Source organism: Metabacillus hrfriensis (assembly GCF_030127205.1).
Taxonomy (GTDB): domain Bacteria; phylum Bacillota; class Bacilli; order Bacillales; family Bacillaceae; genus Bacillus_P; species Bacillus_P dongyingensis.
This window is the reverse complement of the sequence record NZ_CP126116.1, coordinates 1690506-1714285: the sequence shown is the minus strand read 5'-3', so window position 1 is coordinate 1714285 and position 23780 is coordinate 1690506. Positions and strand designations below refer to the sequence as shown.

Below are 23780 nucleotides of genomic sequence, written 5' to 3'. Positions count from 1 at the left end.
AAATCTGAATACGCTTTCATATTTCCTATAATGCGATTGTATACCATTACATTAATTTTGTATACATTTTTTTAATTTTTGTATTCATTATTGATTAAATTGTTTAGCTTATACATTTATTCATCATTTTTTGTTACTATAATTGATAATTGGTTTTTGAATTAGGAGTGAAAGCTATGAGTAAAAACAAAGGAAAATCTCGGCCTGCTTACCATCAAACATATGAAGTGATTCGTGACAGGATTTTAAATGGGGATATTCCGGGAGGAACGAAAATTGTAGAAGAAAAGCTCGCAGCTGAACTAGGCTACAGCCGTACTCCTATCAGAGAATCTCTTCGCCAGCTGGGATATGAGGGTCTCATTGTAAATAAAAAGGTTGTCCAGCCTACTGAGAAGGATTTGCGTGATTTATTCCAGGTTCGCATTCTTTTAGAAGGGTTTTCTGCCCGGTCTGCTGCAACATATTTGCCTGAGGAAGACTTAATATCCCTATCTGAATGCATTAATATTGGAAGAGAAGGAACGACTGATGAAATCATGTCTGCTAATGAACGCTTTCATGAAATTATCGTTCATTCCACTGGTAACTCTATGATGATTGATACCATCAACAGAATGCAGTCAATTATTTATCTATTCCGCAAGACAGTGGTTCTTTACAGCCGCCCTCGTTTAATTGATGAACACGAAGAAATTTATGAAGCAATAAAATCAAGAGACGGGCAAGAAGCCGAGAGCCTGATGAAAAATCATCTTCAATCAGATCTTGACTTTTGTTTACATATTCTTAGCTATAATCAAAATGAAAAAAAAGGAAGCAAATGAGTGTCTTAATTCATCTCATTTGCTTCTTTTTTTCCCTTGAAATGATTACTTGTATTGGGCTCCAAATTTTTAGAAAGGGTAAAACTATTCCTTATTCCTTCCATGATAATAATTTTCTCCAAACAGCAAAAAAACCCCGGTTACCCCGAGGTTTCTCATCCGTCTATTTGGATAACAGCTGCAGAATCATCTCCGCATCTTTTTCTCTCACATTCATTTCATCCGCAAGCTTCGCAGGATTGCCGGCAAGCGACGGACTTTTTTTTAGGGCAGCAAGCGCCTGATAGCAAAGACAGATCGGCGTTTTTTCAATGCGGGTGCTGATAATTCTGCATACCCCGCTCTTCTTCGACTGAATAGCCCCGAACTGCTCGAGCTGATCGAGCTTCTGAATGGCAGATCGCTTTGAAACGCCTAGTTCTTCAGAGAGCTCGCTGATTTGATAGTTCACATTCCCATCCGCATCCCGTTTGACAAGCAAATAACCTAATAGTTTTGAATATAACCTTGATAGATTGACTAATGCTCTGTCATTAATGTTCATATACCGGCCACCTAATCCAATCTGTTGCAAATAAGTATACATATTGTCTTAGGACGAATGTTTCATATAATCATTTTGTAATATAGTTTTCATTGTTTTGTTATAAATTTGTGAGTTATTAGGAGAATCTTAAGCGAAAAATACTGCCAATGACCTAAAAAGAGCAGAAATTTCAGTTAAATCTGAAAATAATGATTGAAGAAAACGAAACATGAGTTATAATTTAATGAATAAAAGCATAAAAGCGTAAAAGTAGAATAAAAAATGGGGGTATTACAATGAACTGGAAAACAAAGCTTGGCATGAGTGCCGCAATCTCAGGAATGATTCTTGCAGCAGGCTGCGGCAGTAAAGATACAGCGGGAAGTGCTGGAAGTGAAAAGACCTATCAAGTCGGGGTTACTCAAATTGTAGAGCACCCTTCACTCGATGCTGCACTTGAAGGATTTAAAAAAGCGCTTGATGAAAAAGGACTGAAGGTTGAATATGATGTTCAAATTGCTGGCGGCGATCAAAACAACAGCCAGACGATCGCAAGCAATTTTGTCGGAGATGACGTTGACCTTATTTTCGCCAACTCAACACCGAGTGCTTTAAGTGCTCTGAATGCAACAAAGGATATACCGATTGTCTTTACATCCGTAACAGATCCTATTGGAGCAGGACTTGTTAAAAGCTTTGAAGAGCCTGGAGCAAATATCACAGGCACAACCGATACTCATCCGGATGCAGTTCCAAGTACGGTCAAATTTATTGATGAAAATGTTGAAGGCAATAAAATTGGGATGATATACAATTCAGGAGAACAAAATTCAGCTGCCCAAATAGATCTTGTTGAAAAAGCGATTAAAGGTACTGATTTAGAAATCGTGGAGTCATCTGTCTCAACTTCCGCGGAAGTCAAACAAGCTGCTGAAGCACTTGTCGGAAAAGTGGATGCTTTCTATATCATAACGGATAACACCGTCGTTTCTGCACTGGAATCGGTTATCTCTGTAGCAGGCGGCGAAGATATCCCTCTATTTGTAGGAGAGCTTGATTCAGTGGCGCGCGGAGGATTTGCAGCTTATGGCTTTGACTACAACGACATTGGCTATGAAGCGGGATTAAAAGCTGCCGATATTTTAGCCGGCAATAAGAAAGCAAGCGAAATACCTGTGGAATACCCGCAGAAGCTGAAACTTCAGATCAGCAAAAAAGCTGCTGAAGCGATGAATGTTGAAATTAAAGAAGAATGGGAAGATGCAGAAATTATCGACTAAGGAGGTCTTATCATGTTTACTGCTCTTTTCTCGTCCGTCGAATCCGGACTGATTTACGCTATTATGGCGCTCGGTGTTTATCTTTCATTTCGAATTTTAGATTTTCCCGATTTAACTGTGGACGGCAGCTTTGTAACCGGAGCTGCCATATGTGCAGCAATGATCGTAAACGGCATTAATCCATTTATCGCTACGCTCGCAGCCCTGCTTGCAGGGTTTGCAGCGGGCTGTCTGACGGGCATCCTTCACACGAAAGGAAACATTAACCCGCTGCTTTCCGGTATTTTAATGATGATTGCCCTGTATTCAATCAATCTGCGGATCATGGGACAGTCAAACGTCCCTCTTCTTCAAGAAAGCACAGTCTTTACTGCCTTGCTTGATGGCTGGAACCAGCTTGGTATTGACTCTTTCATGCAATCATTCTTTCTTTCTGTCGGTCTTGAAAACTTTATTCCTAAAACATGGTCCATTCTTATTGCAATGCTGATCCTTATTTCATTTATCAAGTTAGTCTTGGATTATTTCCTGAAAACAGAAGTCGGCATCGCCATTCGTGCAGTCGGCGATAACGAAAAGATGATCGCAAGTTTTTCAGCTAATACCGACATGATGAAGATTATTGGTCTTGGTCTGTCAAACGCTCTTGTAGCTTTTTCAGGAGCATTTATTGCTCAGTATTCCGGATTCAGCGATGTCGGCATGGGAATCGGAATGATCATTATCGGTCTTGCATCCGTGATTATCGGTGAAGCCCTTGTTGGAACGAAAACCATTATCCGGGCAACACTAGCGGTCATTATTGGTGCGATTGTGTACAGGATGATTATTGCACTCGCCCTAAGAGCCGATTTCCTTGAAACGGGAGACATGAAAATGATCACCGCATGTATCGTCATTGCAGCGCTTGTCGTTCCGCAGGTGCTTGCCAAGCGGAAGCGGAAAAAAGGCGGCTTGAGAAAGAGTGGTGTCAAAATTGCTTGAATTAAAACAGATTGAAAAAGTGTTTAATGAGGGATCACCAGATGAAAAAAAGGCTTTAAACGGCCTTTCTCTTTCTCTGCAAAAAGGAGACTTTGTTACTGTCATCGGCAGCAACGGTGCTGGAAAATCGACTCTTTTAAACGTCATTTCCGGGAGAATCTTTCCGGATGAAGGCGATGTAGACATAAACGGAAAAACCGTCAGCTTCGTCCGCGAGCATAAACGCGCGAAGTACATTGGACGTGTTTTTCAGGATCCTATGGCCGGGACTTCTCCAGCTTTGACCATTGAAGAAAACTTGGCCATTGCTTATTCTCGCGTGAAAAAAAGATCACTCAGACCCGGTGTTACCTCCAAACGAAGAGAATACTTTAAAGAACAGCTTGCATCACTTGGCCTGCGGCTTGAAGACAGACTGACCGCAAAAGTAGGTTTGCTGTCTGGCGGAGAAAGGCAGGCCCTCTCCCTGCTGATGGCGACGTTTACAAATCCCGATATTCTTCTCTTGGATGAACATACAGCTGCTCTAGATCCGGCACGTGCTGAGCTGATTACACAGCTCACTAAAAAACTTGTCACAAACGGCAGCCTGACTACCTTGATGATTACTCACAATATGCAGCAGGCAGTTGATCTCGGCAATCGCCTGATCATGATGGACAGCGGACGCATTATCTTTGAAGCAGAAGGCGAGCAGAAGAAAAAACTGACCGTAACAGCTCTCTTAAATGAGTTTGGGAAAATAAAAGGAAATGGATCTCTTTCTGATAAAGTGATGCTTAGTTAGAAAAGGAAGCGCCTCCCTCAGTGGGGACATGGCAGAAAATGATTCGACAGTAACATCCGGGTTGGTCTTTTTGGGAATTGGTTCTGACCAAGATGCTAAATATTCATGCTCCCTAGTACTTACCATAATTCTAGTCATTTCAGGATTAGCTTTCTCTCTTTAGTGGTAAATGCTTACTAAAGCCACTAAAGGAGTTGAACTAAGATGGAACAAGAAAAACGAACTTATTTTGTCGATATTGCCAGCGGAGAAATCCTTGAATACCCGGTCGAATCCAGTCCAAGCTTTAAAATTTTTGCAAATCCATCCGAACTGAATGAATTGAAGTCGTATTACAGTGAAAACAGTGCTGCGGATTTTCAAACGTTTCAGCGCGCACAGGTTCCGTTTCGCGAATACCATCATGATGCCGAAAATAAAGCTTATGATGATTCAATGAGAAAGATTTATGCCATGATCTACATGCTTGGAGACGCGGAAGCGAGACGCCATATTGAAGAGCACGGCATTTTAAAAGACAATCATGCCAACAATCCTGATGAAGTGGAAAATTTCAAATAAAGAAAAGGTCCATTGCAGATAGGCAATGGACCTTTTCTTTATTCAGCTGATCGCTTCAAGCTGTTCATATAACCATTCAATCTGCTTTTCTTTTTCTTCCTTCAGTCTGTTCAGCTCCATCAGCTGCGCAAGATCAGTCAGCGAAAGCATCTGTTCTTCAAGCCGGAATAATTCGTTTTCATGCTGTTCGATCTGTCTTTCAATTTCTGCTGATCCTGGAGCCTGTAAAACATCGTTTGATTTTTTCACCGCAAGCTTTGGAACTTCCCTTGAAGGTACCTCTTTTTCAGCCAAGTGCCCCTTCATCTTTTCCCGTGCCCAGGAGTAGTTACCATCAAATGAATGAAGCCGTTTTTCATAAATCCAAAACGTTTTTGTGAAAAGTTTGTTCAGAAAATACCTGTCATGGGAAACAGCGAGGATGGTACCGTCAAAATGTTCAATTGCTTCCTCAAGCACTTCCCTTGAATCAATGTCCAAATGATTGGTCGGTTCATCCAGAATGAGAAAATTAAGATCCTTCTGCATCAGCTTAGCCAGCTGGATTCTCATTCTTTCTCCCCCGCTTGTGTTTTTCATTTTTTTAAAGACAGCAGACCCGTAAAATAAAAATTTTGCTAATATATGGCGTGCATCGTCCTCTGAGATAGACAAATCTTCCCTGAAATAATCGATGATCGAAACTTCTGCATCTGTGAGAATAAGCTGCTGGGAGAGGTAGCCTATTTTCACGCTGCTGCCAATCCGCACACCTGCATCATCAGGCTCATGCTCTCCCATGACCAGTTTCAGCAGCGTTGACTTGCCTGAACCGTTTTCTCCGACTATTGCCGCCCTGTCCTTATAGGAAAGCTGCATGCTGACATTTTCAAACACCAGTCTTCTTCCAAAGGTTTTTGTTACTTTTTCAAAGGTCAGGACTTTTTTGCCGCTTCGGTCAGACCCTTCAAAATGGAGATCCATTTTCCTGTGATTCAAAATAGGCTTTTTTAATTTCTCCATCCGCTCAAGTGCACGCTCCATATTCCGTGCACGTTTGTGCAGTCCCTCATTTGGAGGATTTGCCTGATTAGCCCATTCTCTCAGTCTTTTAATGGCTTCTCTCATTTTCTTCACTTTCTTTTGCTGATCCTGATAAGCCTGAAATTCAGCCATCAGCCTCTTTTGTTTTTCCGAAATGAAGCCTGAATAATTGTGATGGTATACTGTGACCTCCCCATCTTCTAGGTCGATGATTTTTGCAGCCACTTCATCTAAAAAGGCCCGGTCATGGGAAATGACAACAACCGTCCCTTTATATTCTTTTAAAAAGCCTTCAAGCCACTCTACAGCAGCTATATCAAGATGATTAGTCGGCTCATCAAGTAAAAGGATCTGGGGTGCCTGAAGCAGCATCAGACCAAGGGACACCTTTGTTTTCTCTCCGCCGCTGATTTTGTCAAAATCCGATTTCAGAAGGGGCTGCAGCTGAAGCCCGTTTGCAACGGCGCTGATTTTGGCATCCATCTCATATCCGCCCTGATTTTCATATGTTTCCTGGCAAATGCCATATCGTGCAATTGTTTTTTCCAATTTATCAGGATCCTCTGTTTCAGACATCTCCATTTCAAGCTGTGCAAGCTCGTTCGATAAAAGATTTAACTCGGCAAAAGCTTGTCTCAGAACCTCCTCAACCGTTGTTCCGGCGGGGAACAACGGAATTTGGGCGAGATATCCGACCTTCATCCCTTTTCTGATTGAAATCGTTCCTGCGTCAGGGTGCTCGATTCCTGACAGACATTTAAACAATGTCGTTTTTCCCGTCCCGTTTCGTCCTACAAATCCGATTTTTTCATTTTCATTTATTTCAAAGGATAAATTTTCAAAAATAAGCTGGCTTCCATATGATTTTGCTAATTGGTGAACTGAACATATTGTCATAAGTAACATCTCCTTTTATTTAAAAAGCGGAATTGCCCGTTTAGCTCGGAAGACAGATTTGTTCTGGCCGAGGAGTTGGGCCATGAGCTAGACATCGATGCGCATAGCTCTGTAATTCTTAAAACTAAAAAAAGACCAGAAAGAAACAGTTTCCTGCTTATCCTGGTCTATCGAAAAGCGAAACCGCCTTGCTCAGCGCAGACATGGCAGATAAGGATCCGCCAAAGTCCTGTTTTGACTTTTTTGGCGGAGCGTTTCTGACCGGGGAGCTAGGCGGTGCAGCTAGACATTGATGACATAAAAAACGGAGAGCTAATAAGCTCTCCGCATCACTTTTAATTGAATGGATAAGAGAATCTTCTTAACGTTTGATTGTGCCTATGCAATTAGTAAAAAAGGGCATACGTATCCCGTTGATCACAATTGCATGAAAAATTGCACGACATAAATAAAGGTATGACAACTCTTTACCGTGCGACACTTTCAAACTCATCATCTCTTATCCACCTCCGTTCTTTAAGTTACTACAAGTATAACCGATGACTGTCAAAATTATCAATTAATTATTTTATATACATTTATTTGTATTTTATGGAAATCATAAAATGGAACTTTCATCAGAGATTATTAAAAAAGTTTACTATTCATAAATACAGGATAATTGTTAAATAAAGGAGGGATCCATTTGAAGAATCAGAATTCAAAGCTGCCTAAATTTCCAGAGCCTTACTGGAGAGATTCTGCCGAGCTGCCATCTTTTCCGAAGCTCTCAAAACATGTGAATGTAGATGTGGCGATTGTTGGCGGAGGAATCACCGGGATTACTTCTGCCTATTTACTTTCAAAAGAGGGACTTTCAGTAGCATTAGTCGATTCAGACGTAGTGTTAAACGGGACAACCGGCCATACCACTGCAAAAATAACCGTGCAGCATGATATTATTTATGATGAGCTTATTCAGCACTTTGGCGCTGATGGAGCAAAACATTATTACGAAGCAAATAAAAGCGGTCTCGAATTTATTCGCAAAATGGTTGATGATAAGAAGATTGACTGCGGGTTCTCTGATGAAGACGCAATTCTTTATGCCGTTTCAGATGACTCACTAAAAAAACTGCAAAAAGAAAAAGAAGCCTATGATACTCTTGGCATTCCATATGAATATACAGATACCATTCCGATTGATATCGAGATCCAGGGTGCGCTGATCGTAAAAAATCAAGCCCAATTCCATCCTTTGAAATACTTACATACCCTGCTTCAGGAAATGTCACAGACTGGTGTTCAAATTTTTGAAAATACAGCGATTATCGATATAAAAGGAACAGAAGATGAACCGAAGCTGATTACGAATGAAGGATTTGAAATCACCTGTCAGCATGTCATTGCAGCATCGCATTTTCCTTTTTATGATGGGAATGGATTTTACTTTGCAAGAATGTATGCAGAGCGCTCGTATGTACTAAGTGCTATGACCGATAAGCCCTATCCAGGTGGAATGTATTTAAGTGTGGACGAACCAAAACGCTCGCTTCGTTCTGCAGCAAACGGCGGAGAGGAGCTTGTCATTATCGGAGGAGAGGGCCATAAAACAGGTCAGGTAAACGATACGCATAAGCTTTATGAAAACCTTGAATCATTCGGAGAAAAAGTTTTCGGCTTAAATGACATCACACATAGATGGTCGGCACAGGATTTATATACTCTTGATAAGGTGCCGTACATCGGAAATCTTACTTCAAACAAAAAAAACATCTATACTGCAACAGGCTTTCATAAATGGGGCATGACAAACGGAACCTTTGCTGCCATTCTGCTGAGGGACTTGATCGTGAAAAAAGAATCCCGCTACCTTGATCTTTTTACACCATCCCGCTTCCAATCCGATCCGAGTGTAAAAGAGTTTCTGAAACAAAATGCGGACGTAGCCAAGCATTTAATCTCAGGCAAGCTCAAACGTCCATCCAAAAAACCTGAAGATCTTAAAGTAAATGAAGGCTGCGCGGTCATGTTTCAGGGTAAAAAAGCCGGCGCTTATAAAGATGAACATGGCGTACTCCATCTCGTTGATACGACATGCACTCATTTAGGCTGCGAAGTAGGATGGAACAGCGGCGACCGTACGTGGGACTGCCCATGCCATGGATCCAGGTTTTCTTACAGCGGAGAGGTGATCGAGGGACCTGCAGATAAGCCTCTGAAAGTACTGGATGCTGAATCTGAATAGACTTAAAAAGGACAAGAGTCATTCTTGTCCTTTTTCAATGCTGCACTTAAACCTTTTTAACAAATTCAGATTTTAACTGCATCGCACCAAAACCGTCGATTTTGCAGTCTATATCATGATCTCCATCCACTAAACGGATACTCTTTACTTTTGTTCCTATTTTTATAACCGATGAGCTTCCTTTTACTTTGAGGTCTTTGATGACTGTAACAGAATCACCATCATTTAAGATATTTCCGTTTGCATCTTTAACAACCTTTTGATCTTCCATACTTTCAGTTTCCGCATCTGCTGTCCACTCATAAGCACATTCCGGGCAGACAAATAGACTGCCGTCTTCATACGTATAAGCGGATTGACACTTTGGGCAATTTGGCAATTCGTGCATATTTCCACCTCCAATTTTTATGCATAAAAAAAGACTCCCGGCATGGGAGTCCTTTCGTTCAATTACTTTTGAACGTTAGCAGCTTGTGGTCCACGAGCGCCTTCAACGATTTCGAAAGTAACTTCTTGGCCTTCTTCTAAGCTTTTGAAGCCTTCGCCTTGAATAGCAGAGAAATGTACGAATACGTCTTCTTGACCTTCTGCTTCGATGAAACCGAAACCTTTTTCTGCATTAAACCATTTAACTTTACCTTGTAACATGTGTGTATCCTCCTCGTGCGTCATCCGCACAATTGTATTACTATCCCTGCTCTAGATAATATTCTTCAAGACGAATGCCTTTTTAATCATATTACGAACAAAAATAATTACTCTTAGTATAGCAAATTGGGCCTCAGCCCGCAACCGTTTCTCATATTTTTTTAGGCTGCTATCCAATTTTTTGAACAACTTCGAAATGTGTCGCTTTTCTTACAATTTAGCAATCTGCTTCACATTCACTCTCTAAACATATTAAGATGGAAGTTCCAATTAAATGAAAGATTGCAGGTGCAGAACATTTTATATTACCGGACACTTCGGAATCATGAGCAGAAGCCGTGGGTCACGTTTATCCACGGAGCCGGCGGGAGTTCTGCGATATGGTACAAACAAATACGCGAATTTAAAATTCATTTTAATATTTTGCTGATCGATCTGAGAGGTCATGGCAAATCACAAAAAGGAATGTGGAAAAAAGGGGATGATTTCACTGAGATTGCTCAGGAAGTCATTGATGTTCACGATCACCTCAATATCAGCTCTTCCCATTTTGCAGGTATTTCTCTTGGAACGATTGTTATCCAGTCAGCTGCGAGGCTTAGGCCTGCTCTGATTTCTTCTATGCTATTAGGAGGAGCCATCACTAAGCTGAATGCTTTTACCCGTTTTTTGCTCATTCTCGGCAGCCTGGGGAAACGGATATTGCCGTACATGTGGCTGTATGCTTTCTTTGCCTGGATCATCATGCCTTACTCCAATCATAAAGAAGCACGGTCAATGTTTATCTCTCAAGCACAGACAATGTGCCAGAATGAATTTATTCAGTGGTTCTCACTGACACGATTTGTGAATCCATATTTAAAGGAGCTTCAGAAGGATTTCCACGAGATTCCGACACTCTTTGTGATGGGTGATGAAGACCACTTATTTTTGTCTGCCGTTAAGGAAATTGCAGCTTCACATAAAGAAGTCAAAGTTATTTACATAGAAAATTCAGGCCACGTTTGCAATACCGACCAGCCTGAGCAATTTAATGCAGTCGCAATTCAGTTTATAAAGGAAAAAAATTCATTAAAGTTTGTTATATAAAAAAAGCTTGGACTAAATAAGTCCGAGCTTTTTTTAGCAATTTCCATCCAAAAGCAGATTCTCTGCACTTCCCTAGAAGAGATTAATTGGAAGAACCTTGTCTCCTTCTTTTTGCCCCATTTCCTGTTTGTACCATAATCAAGCTTACCGAAATGTTCATGTTTAAGACGAAGACAGTAGCCTAATTTTAAATCTTTTGTAAATGACTTAAAACTGTTAAGGAATGATTTCCTCTACTTTTTATCTTTATCGAAAAAATACTGTATCGCCTGTTTCAGTTTCCCTTCAGCCCGTTCTATAGAAACTGCAGCTTGTTCATGTGAAGATTGAGTTACAGTCATAAAGATCGCTTCTTTTAAATTGTAATGTGTTTGATGCATGGCAGATTCAGCTGCCTCAGCATTAATTCCGGTCAAATCCATTAATATATTTTCAGCCCGCTTTTTCAGCTTCAAATTAATGAGTTTCATATCCACCATTTCATTTTGATACACTTTTCCGAGCCGGATCATCACGGCAGTAGATATCATATTAAGCGCTATTTTCTGGGCTGTGCCCGCTTTCAGCCTTGTGGAACCTCTAATGACTTCAGGACCAGTTGACAATTCAACTGAGACATCACTTATTTTGGAAACGTCAGTATGTTTATTGTTGCTGATGGAAATTGTGCATCCTCCAACTTCTTTTGCATAAGACAGACCGCTTTTAACAAACGGTGTGGAACCGCTGGCCGTAAGTCCAATTACACAATCAGATGTGTTTAACTGATAGGATTGAAGCTCATTGCGAATAACGCTTTCATCATCTTCAGTCTCTTCAAGCGGCTGCCACATCGCTTCATTTCCGCCAGATACAATGGCAGTCCATCTGCCGGTTTCTACTGAAAAGGTTGGGCCAAGCTCCACTGCATCAAGCATTCCGACTCTGCCGCTTGTTCCCGCACCAATTACAAAGACTCTTCCTCCCTTATTCCATCGCTTCACGACCGCATCAACAGCTTTGGCAATTTGCGGCAATGCTTCATTTACTGCCGCCGTTATTGCTGAATCTTCTTTGTGCATCATTTCCACAATCTGAAGGGAATCCATTTCATCAATAAGCGAAGTTCTCTCATTTCTCTCTTCGGTTGGTTTACGCACCATTATAATCGCTCCATATCAATTGTGAATTTATAGCGATCTGCGCGATAGACGGACCTGACGAGCTCAAACGGTTTGTTTGTATCAAGCGTGGTTCTCCGTTCAATCAGCAGTACTGGTGCGCCTTCAGCAACTTCAAGCATCTCAGCCTCCGTTTTTCTGGCAATGGAGGCTTCCAGCACTTGTCTTCCATGCTGTATCTTTAATCCAAGCTTATTTTCTACATAATCATAAATGGAGTTCACTGCTATTTCCTTCGTTAGTCCTTGTGCAAGCTCTTTTGATATATATAGCATTTCATACGCCATTGGAAGCTGATCAGCAAGCCTCACACGTTTCAATTCAAAGAGTAGAGCCCCTGCTTCAACCTCAAGCTTGGCAGCAAGATCATGACTGGCTTCAACTTCAGTAAAACTGATGACGCGAGTGCTCGGTTCAAGTCCTCTCGAACGCATATCTTCTGAAAAGCTTGTTAAGCCCTGAAGAGGCTGCTCAATTTTTTGATGGGCAACGAAGGTCCCTTTTCCACGCTGCCGGTATAAATAGCCGTCATTCACCAGATTCGAAAGAGCCTGTCTCACCGTCATCCTGCTTATTCCATACTTTTCAGCGTATTCTCTTTCTGAAGGAATCATTTCACCAGGTATTAATTCTTGTTGTTGAATGGCTTCTTTTATTCCTTCTTCAAGCTGATAATAAATTGGGAGCGGAGAATTCTTTTGAATCATTTGGCAAACATCTTCCTTTCATCTTGATGCAATTTTGACAATGCTTCTTGATCAGCAATGATGATTGTATCCGGATGATTTCTTAAAATCGTTGCCGGTATGGAGCTTGTAACATCTGAATGAAACAGATCATATAAAATAGATGATTTTTGCAATCCTGAAGCGAGAAGCAGCACTTTTTTGCTTTTCATAATTGTAGCGATCCCCATTGTTACTGCATGAGTTGGTACATCTTCAATTGAATCAAAGTAGCGGGCATTTGCCTGGCGGGTTGACTGTTCCAAAGCAACTAAATGAGTATTCGATTCAAAAGAACTTCCCGGTTCGTTAAATCCAATGTGCCCATTTTGACCGATGCCAAGAAGCTGAAGATCGATTCCGCCAAATTCCTCAATTTTTCGATCATAATTCTTACATTCCGCTTCCATATCATGTGCTTCCCCGTTTGGAAGAAAGGTTTGAGAAGAAGGAATATTGACCTCATCAAAAAAGTGTTTCTTCATATATGCATGATAGCTGTTTTCATCTTGTTTTGATAAGCCTGCATATTCATCAAGATTGAACGTTTTAATATGCTGATAGGCTGTTTTGTTTTGCTGATGATCTAAAATCAGCTGCTGATAGGTGCCAAGTACAGTCCCGCCAGTTGCCAAACCAAGCACAGAATCAGGTTTTGACTTGATTTGAGCCAATATAACCCCTGCTGCGAGCATACTCATTTCGTGATAATCTTTTGCTTCAATTAGCTTCATTGTTCAACACTTCCTGTAAAAGAGATTTTGCCTCTGCAAAACGTCATCAGCACTTCATAATTTTCATCGAGTACGACGATGTCAGCATCTTTTCCGATTGATAGACTACCTTTGCGGTCATAAACGCCGATTTGTTTAGCAGGATTAACGGAAGACATTTTTACAATCTCTTCTAGTGAACAGCCTGAATAATTCATCATGTTCACTGCAGCGTCTCTAAATGTCAAAATACTTCCTGCAAGAGTACCATCAGCAAGCGTCGCCCTGTCCGCATCAACCGTTACTTCTTGCCCGCCAAGGTCATATTTGCCTGCTCCAAGACCTTTAGCTCTCATCGCATCTGTAATTAATATAGTTCCCTCACTGCCTTTTACTTTATAAGCAAACTTCACCATTTCAGGGGCAATGTGAATACCATCCACAATCATTTCTGTTTTCACTTCATCCATCATTAGCACAGTACCTGCTACACCTGGTTCCCTGTGGTGAATACCTCTCATTCCATTGAACAGATGTGTGGCATGCTTCACGCCGCTTTCGACAGCCTTTTCAACTTCTGAATAGACGGCATCACTATGGCCAATTGAGGCCGTTATGCCCGCAGATGTTAAATGCCGGGCCAGTTCATATCCATTCTTGCGTTCTGGTGCAAGTGTGACCAGCTTAATATAATTTTCTGCTTCTTCCAGCCATTTATTAAAAAGTTCGAATGATGGTTCAATGATATTGCCTGGAGCCTGGGCACCTGCACGCTTTGGATTCAGAAAAGGACCTTCTAAGTGAATACCAAGCACTTCTGCTCCTTCATTATTTTCATATTTGATATAATCAGCTGCATTCTTCAGGGCATCCGTAATCTCTCCTCGATCTGCAGTCATCGTTGTTGCGAGATAACTCGTTGTCCCTTCTTTCGGAAGAGCTCTGCTCATCGTTAAAATCGCTTCTTTTGTCGCATCCATCACATCTGCACCATCTGCACCGTGGATATGAATGTCAATAAAACCCGGCAAAATGGAAGCACTGCCTCTAAGATTTATCACCTTATCTTCAGGTTTAGGTTCAGTCATTTCAGCTAAGTCCCCAGCTTCAATAATTTTATCGTTTTCAATGAGGATAAAACCGTTCTGGTAAACGACTTCACCTGTATATAATTTTGCGTTTGTTATATAGGTTTTCGGCATGGTTACAGCTCCTTGCATCTATTCTCAGACTTACTATAACACCCATTCAGCTAGTTGTCTATACCAGTATCTTGAGATCACTTGTATTATATGGATTGGAAGTTAAAACTCCCTCCTATGATTTAAGCAAGCAATTGTCATTGGAGGGAGTTTATGTTTAGAGAAAATAATTACACTTTAAAACGAATAGCTTTATTGAATAATATTCAGTTTAAACATCTATTCTCAATTATTTTCTTATTTTTTCCATTTCATCAGCTACAAACTGTACTTGTGTACCCACGATTACCTGAATGCTGTTTTTTCCGACAATATTAATTCCCGGTACACCCGTATCTTTAATCTTTTTCTGATCTACTGCATTCATATCTTTCACTTCAATTCTTAAGCGAGTCACGCAGTTGTCTACAGACGTTACATTTGCGTCTCCGCCCAGGCCATCATAGATCTTGGCAGCCATTACTGCAAACTTAGAGCCTTCTATGTGAGATGAATCACTGCTTACTGTACCTTCATCTGTATCTTCTTCTCTTCCAGGCGTTGCCAAATTGAATTTTGTAATTAAGAATCTGAATAATACATAATAAATGACCGCTACCACAAGTCCTTGCAGAAGCAACATATAAGGCTGATTAGCTAACGGTAATCTTGAACTTAATACAAAGTCAACAAATCCTGCACTAAAACCAAATCCTGCTGTCCAATGGAAAAATGCTGCAACAGCTAATGAAAGACCTGTTAAGGCTGCATGGACAACATAAAGTGCCGGAGCTAAAAACATGAATGCAAATTCAAGCGGTTCTGTTACCCCAGTAAAGAATGAAGCAAAACCTGCAGCTAACATCAACGATGCCGTCTGTTTTTTTCTTTTCGTTTTTGCAGTATGATACATTGCTAACGCTGCGGCTGGTAAACCAAACATCATAATTGGGAAGAACCCAGCTTGATACATTCCTGTAATTCCCTTAGTTCCAGTTCCTGCCCAGAAATTACCAATGTCATTAATTCCAGCGACATCAAACCAGAACACTGAGTTTAAAGCATGATGCAGCCCAGTAGGAATTAAAATTCTATTGAAGAAACCATATAATCCTGCACCAATAAATCCTAATTTACTGATCCATGTTCCAAAAGCAACTAATCCAGTAAAGATTACAGGCCATGCGAAGAACAATACTACTGAAACCAGCAACATAGAAACAGCTGTCATGATAGGAACTAAACGTTTTCCACTAAAGAAAGATAATGCAGCCGGCAATTGTACATGACTAAAACGGTTGTACATAATGGATGCTACGATACCTGAAAGAATCCCAACAAATTGATTTCCGATTTTAGCAAAAGCAGCGTTGACATTTTCCGGGTCAACCCCTTGAAGCATCGCTACTGAGTCTGTTGAAAGCAGCGTTGTGATAACCAAGTAAGCCACCAAACCACTCATAGCGGCAGAACCATCTTTTTCTTTTGACATTCCAAGTGCTACTCCAACTGCAAAAAGAATCGCCATATTGTCAATAATAGAAGATCCGGCTTTTATTAAAAATGCTGCGATCGGATTCCCTGCTCCCCAGCCTGCAGGATCGATCCAATAACCGATTCCCATCAGAATCGCCGCAGCCGGCAATACTGCTACAGGCAGCATCAATGAACGGCCGATTTTCTGTAGATATTTCATCATTTTACATTCCTCCAAAATAAAGTATAGGATAATAAAGGATTTAGATTTACTTGATGAAGACGACTCCTTGTATTCGTTTTCAATTTCACTATACCACGGATTCAACTAGTTATCTATACCAGTTAATCTGTTTTTTTTTTACAATTCAAACCATTTTTGAGCATAAATCAAATGTTATATTTAAAATATGCTAGATTCTTGAAATAATACTACTAGCCGGCAAAGTCACCGAGTTGCTTTAAATCCTTTAAAATAAAGGATGATCTTACCACGCAATTCCGAAATTATCTACCTCTATTCCCAGACTTATTGATTTTCCAAAACAATTCTGAGACTTTACCCCTTTATTCCGAGACTTTTGAATTTAATTCCGAGACTTTTAGAAATAATTCCCATACATTTCGAATTAATTCCGTAAAATTGTGAACTTCCGCAAAATCCTAAGTTAACTTGAAAACAAAAAAACAGCACCCTCTCCAATAGGGTGCTGCATTCTCTTACTTATCTTTCTTCGTTTTCAGATCAACGCCGATTGCAGCGCCATTTCTGCTTGAGTCGGCTACTCCTTTAAATGTTCCTTTTTCGTTATCAATCAGGATGCTTTGCACGTTGCCAATGACAACAGGGTTTATGCCAAACCGGTGACCCATTTGATTTAAGCGAGCGATGAGGTCTGAAGAGATGCCGTTTTCAAACCGATACGAATTCAGATTATTCGTATAGATCCTAGGTTCTTCAACTGCTGCTTTTAGTTCCATATCATATTCGATAGTGTGAAGAATCGTTTGAAGCACGGATGTGATAATCGTTGGTCCTCCAGGAGATCCGACAGTTAAAACAGGTTTATCATCTTCAAATACAATGGTTGGAGTCATACTGCTGAGGGGACGTTTATTAGGCTGAACTTCATTGGCTCCGCCCGGAACAGCGTCAAAGTCAGTGAGTTCATTGTTCAGCATTAAACCATATCCTGGAACCATTATGCCGGTTCCAAAAACCTGCTCAATGGTTGTTGTATAAGAGACGACATTTCCCCATTTATCTGTCACGCTGAAGTGAGTCGTTTCTCCGTACTTCCTATCATTTGGCTGCACTGTTTGTTCATAGTCGGCAGTACCTTCTTCGTACCTCCACGGATCACCCGCTTGAGGATTTGGATTAACTTTATCAAGACTGATCATCTGCTGTCTTTTGGCAATGTAATCCGGATGGAGCAGTCCATCTACTGGCACATCTACGAATTCAGGATCACCGGCATAGGCTGCACGGTCAGCATAGGCAAGATGCATGGCCTCTGCCAGTAAATGATATTTCTCAGCCGAACGCACGTCATATTGAGACAAATTGAAATCATCGAGGATCTTCAGCATCTGCAGCAAGAAAACTCCGCCTGAGCTTGGAGGCGGCATGCTTGCAATTTTATACCCCTGATACTCACCCCAAATTGGTTCATCAATTGTGACATTATATCGCTTCAAATCATCCGGCGTCATGGAGCCTCCAAAATCCTGTACGGTGCCGGCAAGAGCTTGCCCGATTTCACCTTTGTAGAACGCATCCGTTCCTTTTGAACGAATCAGTTTAAAGGTTTTCGCCAAGTCTTTTTGAACAAGCTTGTCCCCTTCTTTTATCGGTGTACCTTTTGGAAGGAAGACGTCCTTTGCAGCAGTAGCGGATAACGTATCAGCATTGTCTGAAATCGCTGCTGCTAAAACCGAATCAATTTTAAAACCCTTTTCAGCGAGTTGAATCGAAGGACTGATCAGTTCCTTCATTGATCGCGTGCCCCACATGTCCAGAGCCGTTTCCAATCCCTTCAGCGTCCCTGGCACTCCAACTGCAGTTCCGCCTTTGTATCGTTCTGAAAAAGGAATCGGAACTCCGTTTTCATCGAGAAACATATCTGGCGCCGCTCCTGCAGGCGCCCGCTCGCGGCTGTTAATAATCGTTGTTTCTTCTGTTTTGCCGTCATACACCATCATAAAACCGCCGCCGCCAATTCCGGACATCATCGGCTCTGTCACATTCAGCGCATATTGAATCGCAACAGCTGCATCAATCGCATTTCCGCCCTTTTTAAGAACATCAGCTCCAATTTTAGATGCCAGCGGATGGGCCGTTGTCACCATGCCGTCCCGTCCAACATCGACCTGACTGTATTCCTCTTTCTTTTCCGGCTTCTTAGCCTCTGTACTGACCGGAAATCCTCCAGCAAGCAAGATCGCAATCAGGAAAACACTCAACCTTCTTTTCATAACCTTCCTCCTTATAAGCAGAATCTCATCTCTACCATATGTAAAAGAAAATAGAGAATCAAGCAATACGTCAGAATTATCTGAATATTAGTCCGTTCGTCCTATCCTTATTTTTCCTGATTTCACTCTATAGGGAATTTAGTATGGTATGAAAACTAGATAACAATACCTTCAGCAAAAAGGAAAAATGTGCTAAAATAATTCTTGAAAGGGGACTTTATATATGATCTTTCAAGTTAAGAAAAATCCGATTCTTGTTGCCATTGTGCTGTTTCTGATCATTCTGCCATTTTTTCTGCTTTTCCGGTCTGAATCCCTTCCATCCCTGATTATCCCTTTTTTGCTTTCAGCTTTTTTAGCCCATGCATTAATAAAATCCTACTTTGTTATTGAAAATCAAAAATTGATTATCGTCTTCGGATTAATAAAAAAAGAAATACCTCTAAGGGATATTAAGGAAATCCGCTATTCAAATAACCCGCTCTCTTCTCCCGCCTGGACGCTGAAAAGACTTGAGATCATTTTTGCAAAGCCGATTGGACCCAGACCTCAATTCTCCGCGAGATTTGCACTTGTCTCACTGCCTAAGGACGAAACTGGCTTTTTCAGTGAACTGACGAAGCAAAATCCCTTCCTTTCAACACCTTAAAAAGTGCCGGCACAACTTTCGTGCGGCACTCTTTCTTTAATATATACCCAACCGGTAAATGGCCTCGCCGTTTTCTACTTTACCTGTATGAATAAAACCGGCTTTTTGATAAAGCCTTATCGCCTGACCATTCTCAGGATTGACTCCAAGTAAAAGAAATGGGCTGACATCATACCGTGATTTCATAAAACTGAGCACAATCTGCAAAGCTGCAAAGCCATACCCTTTTCCTTGATGGGCTTGATCAACCATAAACCGAACCAGCCAGTACACCCCATCTTTAGGATCCTTTCCGATCATCGCAAAGCCGATCATTTTATTTCCCGCATAAAGGCCCAGCGGCAAAAAGGTGGTTTCAAATCTTGATTCTGCCAGGGAATACAGGTTACTCGCAACAAACCTCTCTTGCTCTTTTTGAACCTTAAGCGATATACATGTTTCCCAATTATGCTTCGTTATGGGATGGAGCTGAATCTGCATGGTACGGCACCTTCTGTTCCTTATCAAAGTATGAATCTGATATTCTTAAAACGCTGACTCCGCCAATAAAGTAGACGGATGAGGCAATGAAAAAAAGAAATGTTACAGTAAAGTACTGAGCTAAAAATCCGCCTCCCATGATCGCAGCCGCTGACATAAGCGATGTGAAAAAATGATAGTTTCCAACTTGCATGCCGCGTTTTTCTTCCGTCGTCCACTGCGTCAACAGCATTTTTTCCCCATGCTTCTGCATCGCGCCAAAGATGCCCATGATCATTTGACATACATATACTTCTTCAATCGTTCCTATGTGCGGGTAATACAAAAGAATCAAAGCCATTCCGAAAGAAGAAACCGCTAACATCACTTTGTCGCTTATTTTTCCTGACATACGGCCTAGAAGCGGATGAACAAGCGCTGCTGAGAGACCAAATAATCCATACGATATGCCGAACTGTGAAAAAGAGGACCCTACATTTTTTATAAACAAAATATAGAATGGGAAGATGAAATTGCCCGCAAAAAACAGGGTGCTCTGAGCCGCAACAAATCTTCTGAACGAATCATTTTTCATCGCGGCCATACTCCTCATAAAAGTAATTCATAAAAATTTCCTTTTCGTCATATGTTCGCTTCAGTCCGAAAAACTCATCTGTTCTTGGATACGCACGCTTCATTTGCTCCTTAGTCGGATAAGGCTGATAAGGCAAATAATATGTGCCGCCAAAAGAAAGGGTGACATCAATCATCTTTCGGATCACGTTTCTGGTCTTCTTTATTTCATCATCAGACAAACCCTGATTGATTAATAAAACGAAGGCAAACATTTCATCTCGGCTGTAGGACAAAACAGCGTCTTCATTGTGATCAACATAGCGAATGGTCATATTAAATAGATTCAGCTCTTCCTCAGTCAATGTCTTCCGCAGACTGTCCACATAGTCAGGAAATGCATCAACCGGGACAAAGTATTCCTGAAGAATATCCGTATTTGTTTCATGTTCATACTCCAGAAACTCAGACTCTGACCGCATCACATTATTTCTTGTAATATAGGAATCTTCTTTTTTTAAAAAATATGACTTTTGGGCATTCCAAAAAGCATTTTTTCCCCAATCGTAGTTTCTTGATAAACCAAGCAGGAATTTCATGAGCGCAACATTCTTTTCTTCACTTAGTTCATCATATTCTGTACGGGCCCCCTGATCACCTGCAAGCTCATAGTTCGTCACATACATTTCGCTCAAAAAAGAGTCAGGTGCAGTGGATAATCTGGCAAAATGCATCCTGACCTTTTCATTGCCTCTGACTGCCTGTTTAAAATAATCGGCATATTCTTTGTAATCGAGAGCTTTTGTTTTCATTACATAGAGCTCATCATCCGTTAAACTGATTTCTGCGTCTAAAATCACTCCAAACAATCCGTATCCGCCTATGACAAGCGGGAATAGTTTTTCGTTTTCTGTTCTGCTGACCCGTACAATTTCTCCATCGGCGTTCAGCAATCGAAAGGACTGAATACTGTCAATTAGAGAACCATGGCGGATATCCCGTCCATGTACATTCACGCTCATCGAGCCTCCCACCGTGAAAATATTTTGAGACTGCATGACTTTGACTGCAAGTCCATGCGGATTGACGTAACGCTGAATATCGTCCCAAGTCGCCCCGCTTTGAACAGTTATCGTCTTATTCTCTTTATCAAAGTCCAAAATCTTATTGTAGGAAGTCATATCAAGCACGATTGCATCTTTGTAATAAGTATGTCCTCCCTGACTGTGCTGCTTTCCCGCAATTGAAATTTTCTTATTCGTCTCTCTTGCTTCTTTGATTGCTTTTTTGAATGACTCAATCTCTTTTCCTTTTATGACCTTATCAATTTTTATTGGCATTAAGCCGCTGACATCTGTCATGATTAACGGATCATTTTTTTCTTCTTCTGAAGCCGCTTTTAGTGAACATGCAAAAACAATGATAAATCCGAGAGTGAGGAGCATTAAATATCTCTTTTTCATAGTTCCACCGCCAAATAGAAAAATGTGTTATTTAGTTACATTTTACACTTAGTGGCTATTTTTAACAATACGGTTTTTCATGAACTGCCGGCACCTTCCAATGTTTTAATCTGCTAATAAAAAGGAATATATACACTAACACCTACTAAAAGGAGATGTTTCACTTGGATAAGCAGAAATTAAACAAAGAAGTATTAGATATATTGAAAAAGCATAAGGTCGGCACGCTTTCTACTGTAGTGGATAATAAGCCCCATTCCCGCTATATGACATTCTTTAATGATGAATTAATGCTTTATACACCAACAAATAAGAACACTCATAAAGCAGAAGAAATCGGTGAAAATCCCAATGTCCATATCCTGCTCGGTTATGAAGGCGAAGGTTTTGGAGATGAATATATTGAGTTTGAAGGCAAGGCAAGCATCAGCGAAGATCAGCGATTAAAAGAAAAGATCTGGAATGATCAAATGAAAAACTGGTTTGAAGGACCAAATGATCCTGATTATATCGTTCTTGCGATCAAGCCAAATAAAATCAGATTAATGAACAGCGGACAAGAGTCACCGCAAACATTAGAAGTATAGGGAACCAGCAGCCGGCATCAGTCTGCCGGTTCTTTTTGTGCCGATTTCTTGTTTTCAAAAGAGCCTCATGAGAAAATGAATGCAAGAACCAAAACTAGAAGGTGATCAGATGTATTACGTAGTAGTGGATATTGGCTGTTCTGACTGCGGAGAAGCTTCGAATGTTGTCGGGATTTTCACTGAAGAAACAAAAGCACGGACTGCGCTTCGGGAGTATAAAGCAGCAAATAAACTTGATCTGTACGGTGACGACCATCAATTTTTAATTTATAAAATTGAGAAGCTCAACGCCATTAATAATAACAGCTTTGACCATCTTATTTATGATAGTGAAGAAGAATAAAGGTATGGCACCTGCTTGAATGCGGGTGCTTTTTTTCATAAAAATAGACAGATCTGCAACTCTTGCCAATTCGGGCAAAACGGTTGATTCCCTTTTTAAAATCTAGTAAAATTATATACTGTGTTTTGCGTTCGGATCTTATTTAGGGAAGGAGTCAGGTATGTATAATTCTGTATTAACACGCAGCGATCAGACATCCATAGACGCTGAAGAACTTCAGTTTCAGCTCTTTAGAATGCAGGATAATCTGAAGGAAATTGCAAAGCGGTGGCAGGTTGTCGGAATTGATCAAACGAAGGAAGATAAATGGGTTGTGGTTTATGCACAAAATGACGGTGATTCATGCAAGGTGATGCTGAATGATTGTGAATCTGCTTATCGGGGCACCTGGGATTTTTCCATTCATGCCACATACAATGACGATAAAGCGATCCACATCGGAGATATTAAAGGCCCTGCAAATAAGGGCTACGGATCCATTTGCATGAATTATTTAAAGGAGTTTGCGAAGGATCAAAACATCCCCTACATCACGGGCGACATTGCCAAGCGAGACTGGGATCACGTTGACCGTCTTGTGCATTTTTATGAAAAACACGACTTCAAAGTAAACATTGACTACGAGAAGCAAGCAGGCGAAATTGAGTGGAATGATATGTATTGAGAAGCAGATATGATCTGCTTCTTTTTTGTTGGGCTAGAAAATGCGGAGGATGCTCTGCCAGCCGGATTTTGATTTTTTACAGCAAAGCCTATTTGGACACATTTCTCCTTTCTTCTGAGGCGATCATAGGTTGATCGCCTTTTCTAATTGATTATCTCCATTTGAATACTTTTCATAATTTAAGCTGCCATGGTCACGGTGATGATTATAGAATTCAATAAATTCATCTATTCGATAAAAGATTCAAAGGTGAACTTCGTTGATAACACTCCGTTCTAAAATACTGTGAAACGACTCAATGAACGCGTTCAAATTAGGCGATTTAAGTGGAATCCTTTAAATGCGGTTTACAGCACTTAATGTGGGCTTCAACACGAAATAAGTGTTTCATAACCGAATTTGCTGCACTTAATGTGGGCTTCTACACCAGATAAGTGCTTCAAAACTGAATTTACAGCAC

25 protein-coding genes are annotated in these 23780 nt (G+C 40.8%); 11 read left to right on the top strand and 14 right to left on the bottom strand.

Going from position 1 to position 23780, the window contains the following annotated elements; all coding sequences use genetic code 11:
- The first annotated feature begins 176 nt into the window (after window positions 1–176).
- Entirely contained in the window at window positions 177–827 is a 651-nt protein-coding gene (locus QLQ22_RS08465) for a GntR family transcriptional regulator (RefSeq protein WP_252208482.1), read from the top strand.
- 163 nt (window positions 828–990) lie between these two features.
- On the opposite strand, the gene QLQ22_RS08460 is transcribed toward QLQ22_RS08465, so the two are convergent.
- The gene (locus QLQ22_RS08460) at window positions 991–1371 is read right to left on the bottom strand and encodes an HTH domain-containing protein (RefSeq protein WP_223441178.1); all 381 of its coding nucleotides are present in this window, start codon (window positions 1369–1371) and stop codon (window positions 991–993) included.
- Window positions 1372–1649: 278 nt separating this feature from the next.
- Between QLQ22_RS08460 and QLQ22_RS08455 the strand changes: the two genes are divergently transcribed.
- The 4 genes from QLQ22_RS08455 to QLQ22_RS08440 all read left to right on the top strand — a co-directional run bounded on the left by QLQ22_RS08455 (window position 1650) and on the right by QLQ22_RS08440 (window position 4965).
- Window positions 1650–2633, top strand: a complete 984-nt coding sequence (locus QLQ22_RS08455; protein ID WP_284016437.1) for an ABC transporter substrate-binding protein — start codon at window positions 1650–1652, stop codon at window positions 2631–2633.
- Window positions 2634–2645: 12 nt separating this feature from the next.
- Window positions 2646–3617, top strand: a complete 972-nt coding sequence (locus QLQ22_RS08450) for an ABC transporter permease (RefSeq protein WP_223441174.1) — start codon at window positions 2646–2648, stop codon at window positions 3615–3617.
- A complete protein-coding gene (locus QLQ22_RS08445) occupies window positions 3610–4404 on the top strand; it encodes an ABC transporter ATP-binding protein (RefSeq protein ID WP_223443275.1) in 795 nt (264 codons plus the stop codon). The genes QLQ22_RS08450 and QLQ22_RS08445 overlap by 8 nt, the downstream gene beginning before the upstream one ends.
- A gap of 204 nt (window positions 4405–4608) precedes the next feature.
- On the top strand, window positions 4609–4965 hold the full coding sequence (locus tag QLQ22_RS08440) for a hydrolase (protein WP_223441172.1): 357 nt from the start codon (window positions 4609–4611) through the stop codon (window positions 4963–4965).
- A 42-nt stretch (window positions 4966–5007) separates the two neighbouring features.
- On the opposite strand, the gene abc-f is transcribed toward QLQ22_RS08440, so the two are convergent.
- Entirely contained in the window at window positions 5008–6885 is a 1878-nt protein-coding gene (gene abc-f, locus QLQ22_RS08435) for a ribosomal protection-like ABC-F family protein (RefSeq protein WP_284016435.1), read from the bottom strand.
- Window positions 6886–7246: 361 nt separating this feature from the next.
- Window positions 7247–7381 carry an RAxF-45 family protein gene (locus tag QLQ22_RS08430; RefSeq protein WP_420828836.1) on the bottom strand — a complete coding sequence of 45 codons (135 nt, stop codon included), beginning with the start codon at window positions 7379–7381 and terminating at the stop codon, window positions 7247–7249.
- A gap of 189 nt (window positions 7382–7570) precedes the next feature.
- On the opposite strand from QLQ22_RS08430, the gene QLQ22_RS08425 reads away from it, so the two are divergent.
- Window positions 7571–9112 (top strand): FAD-dependent oxidoreductase, encoded by a 1542-nt coding sequence (locus tag QLQ22_RS08425; RefSeq protein WP_252208478.1) that lies wholly within the window; start codon window positions 7571–7573, stop codon window positions 9110–9112.
- A 46-nt stretch (window positions 9113–9158) separates the two neighbouring features.
- On the opposite strand, the gene QLQ22_RS08420 is transcribed toward QLQ22_RS08425, so the two are convergent.
- Both QLQ22_RS08420 and QLQ22_RS08415 read right to left on the bottom strand, forming a co-directional pair.
- A complete protein-coding gene (locus QLQ22_RS08420) occupies window positions 9159–9500 on the bottom strand; it encodes a zinc ribbon domain-containing protein YjdM (RefSeq protein WP_223441168.1) in 342 nt (113 codons plus the stop codon).
- A gap of 62 nt (window positions 9501–9562) precedes the next feature.
- Window positions 9563–9760, bottom strand: coding sequence for a cold-shock protein (locus tag QLQ22_RS08415; protein ID WP_029281940.1), 198 nt, complete (start codon window positions 9758–9760; stop codon window positions 9563–9565).
- 288 nt (window positions 9761–10048) lie between these two features.
- Between QLQ22_RS08415 and QLQ22_RS08410 the strand changes: the two genes are divergently transcribed.
- A complete protein-coding gene (locus QLQ22_RS08410; RefSeq protein WP_349654972.1) occupies window positions 10049–10849 on the top strand; it encodes an alpha/beta fold hydrolase in 801 nt (266 codons plus the stop codon).
- Between the two features lie 233 nt (window positions 10850–11082).
- Here QLQ22_RS08410 and murQ read toward each other — a convergent pair whose 3' ends face one another.
- The 6 genes from murQ to ggt all read right to left on the bottom strand — a co-directional run bounded on the left by murQ (window position 11083) and on the right by ggt (window position 18582).
- A complete protein-coding gene (gene murQ / locus QLQ22_RS08405) occupies window positions 11083–11991 on the bottom strand; it encodes an N-acetylmuramic acid 6-phosphate etherase (RefSeq protein ID WP_223441167.1) in 909 nt (302 codons plus the stop codon).
- Window positions 11991–12716: a GntR family transcriptional regulator gene (locus QLQ22_RS08400; protein WP_223441166.1), complete on the bottom strand. Its 726-nt coding sequence runs from the start codon at window positions 12714–12716 to the stop codon at window positions 11991–11993. The genes murQ and QLQ22_RS08400 overlap by 1 nt, the downstream gene beginning before the upstream one ends.
- Window positions 12713–13468: a glucosamine-6-phosphate deaminase gene (nagB, locus tag QLQ22_RS08395; RefSeq protein WP_223441164.1), complete on the bottom strand. Its 756-nt coding sequence runs from the start codon at window positions 13466–13468 to the stop codon at window positions 12713–12715. Before nagB ends, QLQ22_RS08400 begins: the two co-directional genes overlap by 4 nt.
- The gene (gene nagA / locus QLQ22_RS08390; RefSeq protein ID WP_252208474.1) at window positions 13465–14649 is read right to left on the bottom strand and encodes an N-acetylglucosamine-6-phosphate deacetylase; all 1185 of its coding nucleotides are present in this window, start codon (window positions 14647–14649) and stop codon (window positions 13465–13467) included. The genes nagB and nagA overlap by 4 nt, the downstream gene beginning before the upstream one ends.
- 229 nt (window positions 14650–14878) lie before the next feature.
- Window positions 14879–16327: an N-acetylglucosamine-specific PTS transporter subunit IIBC gene (gene nagE / locus QLQ22_RS08385; protein WP_223441160.1), complete on the bottom strand. Its 1449-nt coding sequence runs from the start codon at window positions 16325–16327 to the stop codon at window positions 14879–14881.
- 497 nt (window positions 16328–16824) lie between these two features.
- Entirely contained in the window at window positions 16825–18582 is a 1758-nt protein-coding gene (gene ggt / locus QLQ22_RS08380) for a gamma-glutamyltransferase (protein ID WP_223441157.1), read from the bottom strand.
- Between the two features lie 223 nt (window positions 18583–18805).
- On the opposite strand from ggt, the gene QLQ22_RS08375 reads away from it, so the two are divergent.
- Window positions 18806–19231 (top strand): PH domain-containing protein, encoded by a 426-nt coding sequence (locus QLQ22_RS08375; protein ID WP_284016433.1) that lies wholly within the window; start codon window positions 18806–18808, stop codon window positions 19229–19231.
- A gap of 36 nt (window positions 19232–19267) precedes the next feature.
- On the opposite strand, the gene QLQ22_RS08370 is transcribed toward QLQ22_RS08375, so the two are convergent.
- From QLQ22_RS08370 to QLQ22_RS08360, 3 genes are read right to left on the bottom strand one after another with little or no spacing between them, the layout of a single operon-like run.
- Window positions 19268–19711: a GNAT family N-acetyltransferase gene (locus QLQ22_RS08370; protein WP_223441151.1), complete on the bottom strand. Its 444-nt coding sequence runs from the start codon at window positions 19709–19711 to the stop codon at window positions 19268–19270.
- Window positions 19677–20285, bottom strand: coding sequence for an MFS transporter (locus QLQ22_RS08365; RefSeq protein WP_284016430.1), 609 nt, complete (start codon window positions 20283–20285; stop codon window positions 19677–19679). The genes QLQ22_RS08370 and QLQ22_RS08365 overlap by 35 nt, the downstream gene beginning before the upstream one ends.
- The gene (locus QLQ22_RS08360; protein WP_284016429.1) at window positions 20275–21726 is read right to left on the bottom strand and encodes an FAD-binding oxidoreductase; all 1452 of its coding nucleotides are present in this window, start codon (window positions 21724–21726) and stop codon (window positions 20275–20277) included. Before QLQ22_RS08360 ends, QLQ22_RS08365 begins: the two co-directional genes overlap by 11 nt.
- A 155-nt stretch (window positions 21727–21881) precedes the next feature.
- Here QLQ22_RS08360 and QLQ22_RS08355 point away from each other — a divergent pair, with 155 nt between their 5' ends.
- The 3 genes from QLQ22_RS08355 to QLQ22_RS08345 all read left to right on the top strand — a co-directional run bounded on the left by QLQ22_RS08355 (window position 21882) and on the right by QLQ22_RS08345 (window position 23320).
- On the top strand, window positions 21882–22313 hold the full coding sequence (locus QLQ22_RS08355) for a pyridoxamine 5'-phosphate oxidase family protein (RefSeq protein ID WP_420828835.1): 432 nt from the start codon (window positions 21882–21884) through the stop codon (window positions 22311–22313).
- A gap of 79 nt (window positions 22314–22392) precedes the next feature.
- A complete protein-coding gene (locus QLQ22_RS08350) occupies window positions 22393–22656 on the top strand; it encodes a hypothetical protein (protein WP_223441143.1) in 264 nt (87 codons plus the stop codon).
- Window positions 22657–22816: 160 nt separating this feature from the next.
- Window positions 22817–23320: a GNAT family protein gene (locus QLQ22_RS08345; protein WP_284016428.1), complete on the top strand. Its 504-nt coding sequence runs from the start codon at window positions 22817–22819 to the stop codon at window positions 23318–23320.
- Window positions 23321–23780: the final 460 nt, after the last annotated feature.

Coding starts and splice junctions, on each gene's coding strand:
- QLQ22_RS08465 (WP_252208482.1), top strand. CDS start 177: ATGAGTAAAAACAAAGGAAAATCTCGGCCTGCTTACCATCAAACATAT.
- QLQ22_RS08460 (WP_223441178.1), bottom strand. CDS start 1,371: ATGAACATTAATGACAGAGCATTAGTCAATCTATCAAGGTTATATTCA.
- QLQ22_RS08455 (WP_284016437.1), top strand. CDS start 1,650: ATGAACTGGAAAACAAAGCTTGGCATGAGTGCCGCAATCTCAGGAATG.
- QLQ22_RS08450 (WP_223441174.1), top strand. CDS start 2,646: ATGTTTACTGCTCTTTTCTCGTCCGTCGAATCCGGACTGATTTACGCT.
- QLQ22_RS08440 (WP_223441172.1), top strand. CDS start 4,609: ATGGAACAAGAAAAACGAACTTATTTTGTCGATATTGCCAGCGGAGAA.
- abc-f (WP_284016435.1), bottom strand. CDS start 6,885: ATGACAATATGTTCAGTTCACCAATTAGCAAAATCATATGGAAGCCAG.
- QLQ22_RS08430 (WP_420828836.1), bottom strand. CDS start 7,381: ATGATGAGTTTGAAAGTGTCGCACGGTAAAGAGTTGTCATACCTTTAT.
- QLQ22_RS08420 (WP_223441168.1), bottom strand. CDS start 9,500: ATGCACGAATTGCCAAATTGCCCAAAGTGTCAATCCGCTTATACGTAT.
- QLQ22_RS08415 (WP_029281940.1), bottom strand. CDS start 9,760: ATGTTACAAGGTAAAGTTAAATGGTTTAATGCAGAAAAAGGTTTCGGT.
- murQ (WP_223441167.1), bottom strand. CDS start 11,991: ATGGTGCGTAAACCAACCGAAGAGAGAAATGAGAGAACTTCGCTTATT.
- QLQ22_RS08400 (WP_223441166.1), bottom strand. CDS start 12,716: ATGATTCAAAAGAATTCTCCGCTCCCAATTTATTATCAGCTTGAAGAA.
- nagB (WP_223441164.1), bottom strand. CDS start 13,468: ATGAAGCTAATTGAAGCAAAAGATTATCACGAAATGAGTATGCTCGCA.
- nagA (WP_252208474.1), bottom strand. CDS start 14,649: ATGCCGAAAACCTATATAACAAACGCAAAATTATATACAGGTGAAGTC.
- nagE (WP_223441160.1), bottom strand. CDS start 16,327: ATGATGAAATATCTACAGAAAATCGGCCGTTCATTGATGCTGCCTGTA.
- ggt (WP_223441157.1), bottom strand. CDS start 18,582: ATGAAAAGAAGGTTGAGTGTTTTCCTGATTGCGATCTTGCTTGCTGGA.
- QLQ22_RS08375 (WP_284016433.1), top strand. CDS start 18,806: ATGATCTTTCAAGTTAAGAAAAATCCGATTCTTGTTGCCATTGTGCTG.
- QLQ22_RS08370 (WP_223441151.1), bottom strand. CDS start 19,711: ATGCAGATTCAGCTCCATCCCATAACGAAGCATAATTGGGAAACATGT.
- QLQ22_RS08365 (WP_284016430.1), bottom strand. CDS start 20,285: ATGAAAAATGATTCGTTCAGAAGATTTGTTGCGGCTCAGAGCACCCTG.
- QLQ22_RS08360 (WP_284016429.1), bottom strand. CDS start 21,726: ATGAAAAAGAGATATTTAATGCTCCTCACTCTCGGATTTATCATTGTT.
- QLQ22_RS08355 (WP_420828835.1), top strand. CDS start 21,882: ATGTTTCACTTGGATAAGCAGAAATTAAACAAAGAAGTATTAGATATA.
- QLQ22_RS08350 (WP_223441143.1), top strand. CDS start 22,393: ATGCAAGAACCAAAACTAGAAGGTGATCAGATGTATTACGTAGTAGTG.
- QLQ22_RS08345 (WP_284016428.1), top strand. CDS start 22,817: ATGTATAATTCTGTATTAACACGCAGCGATCAGACATCCATAGACGCT.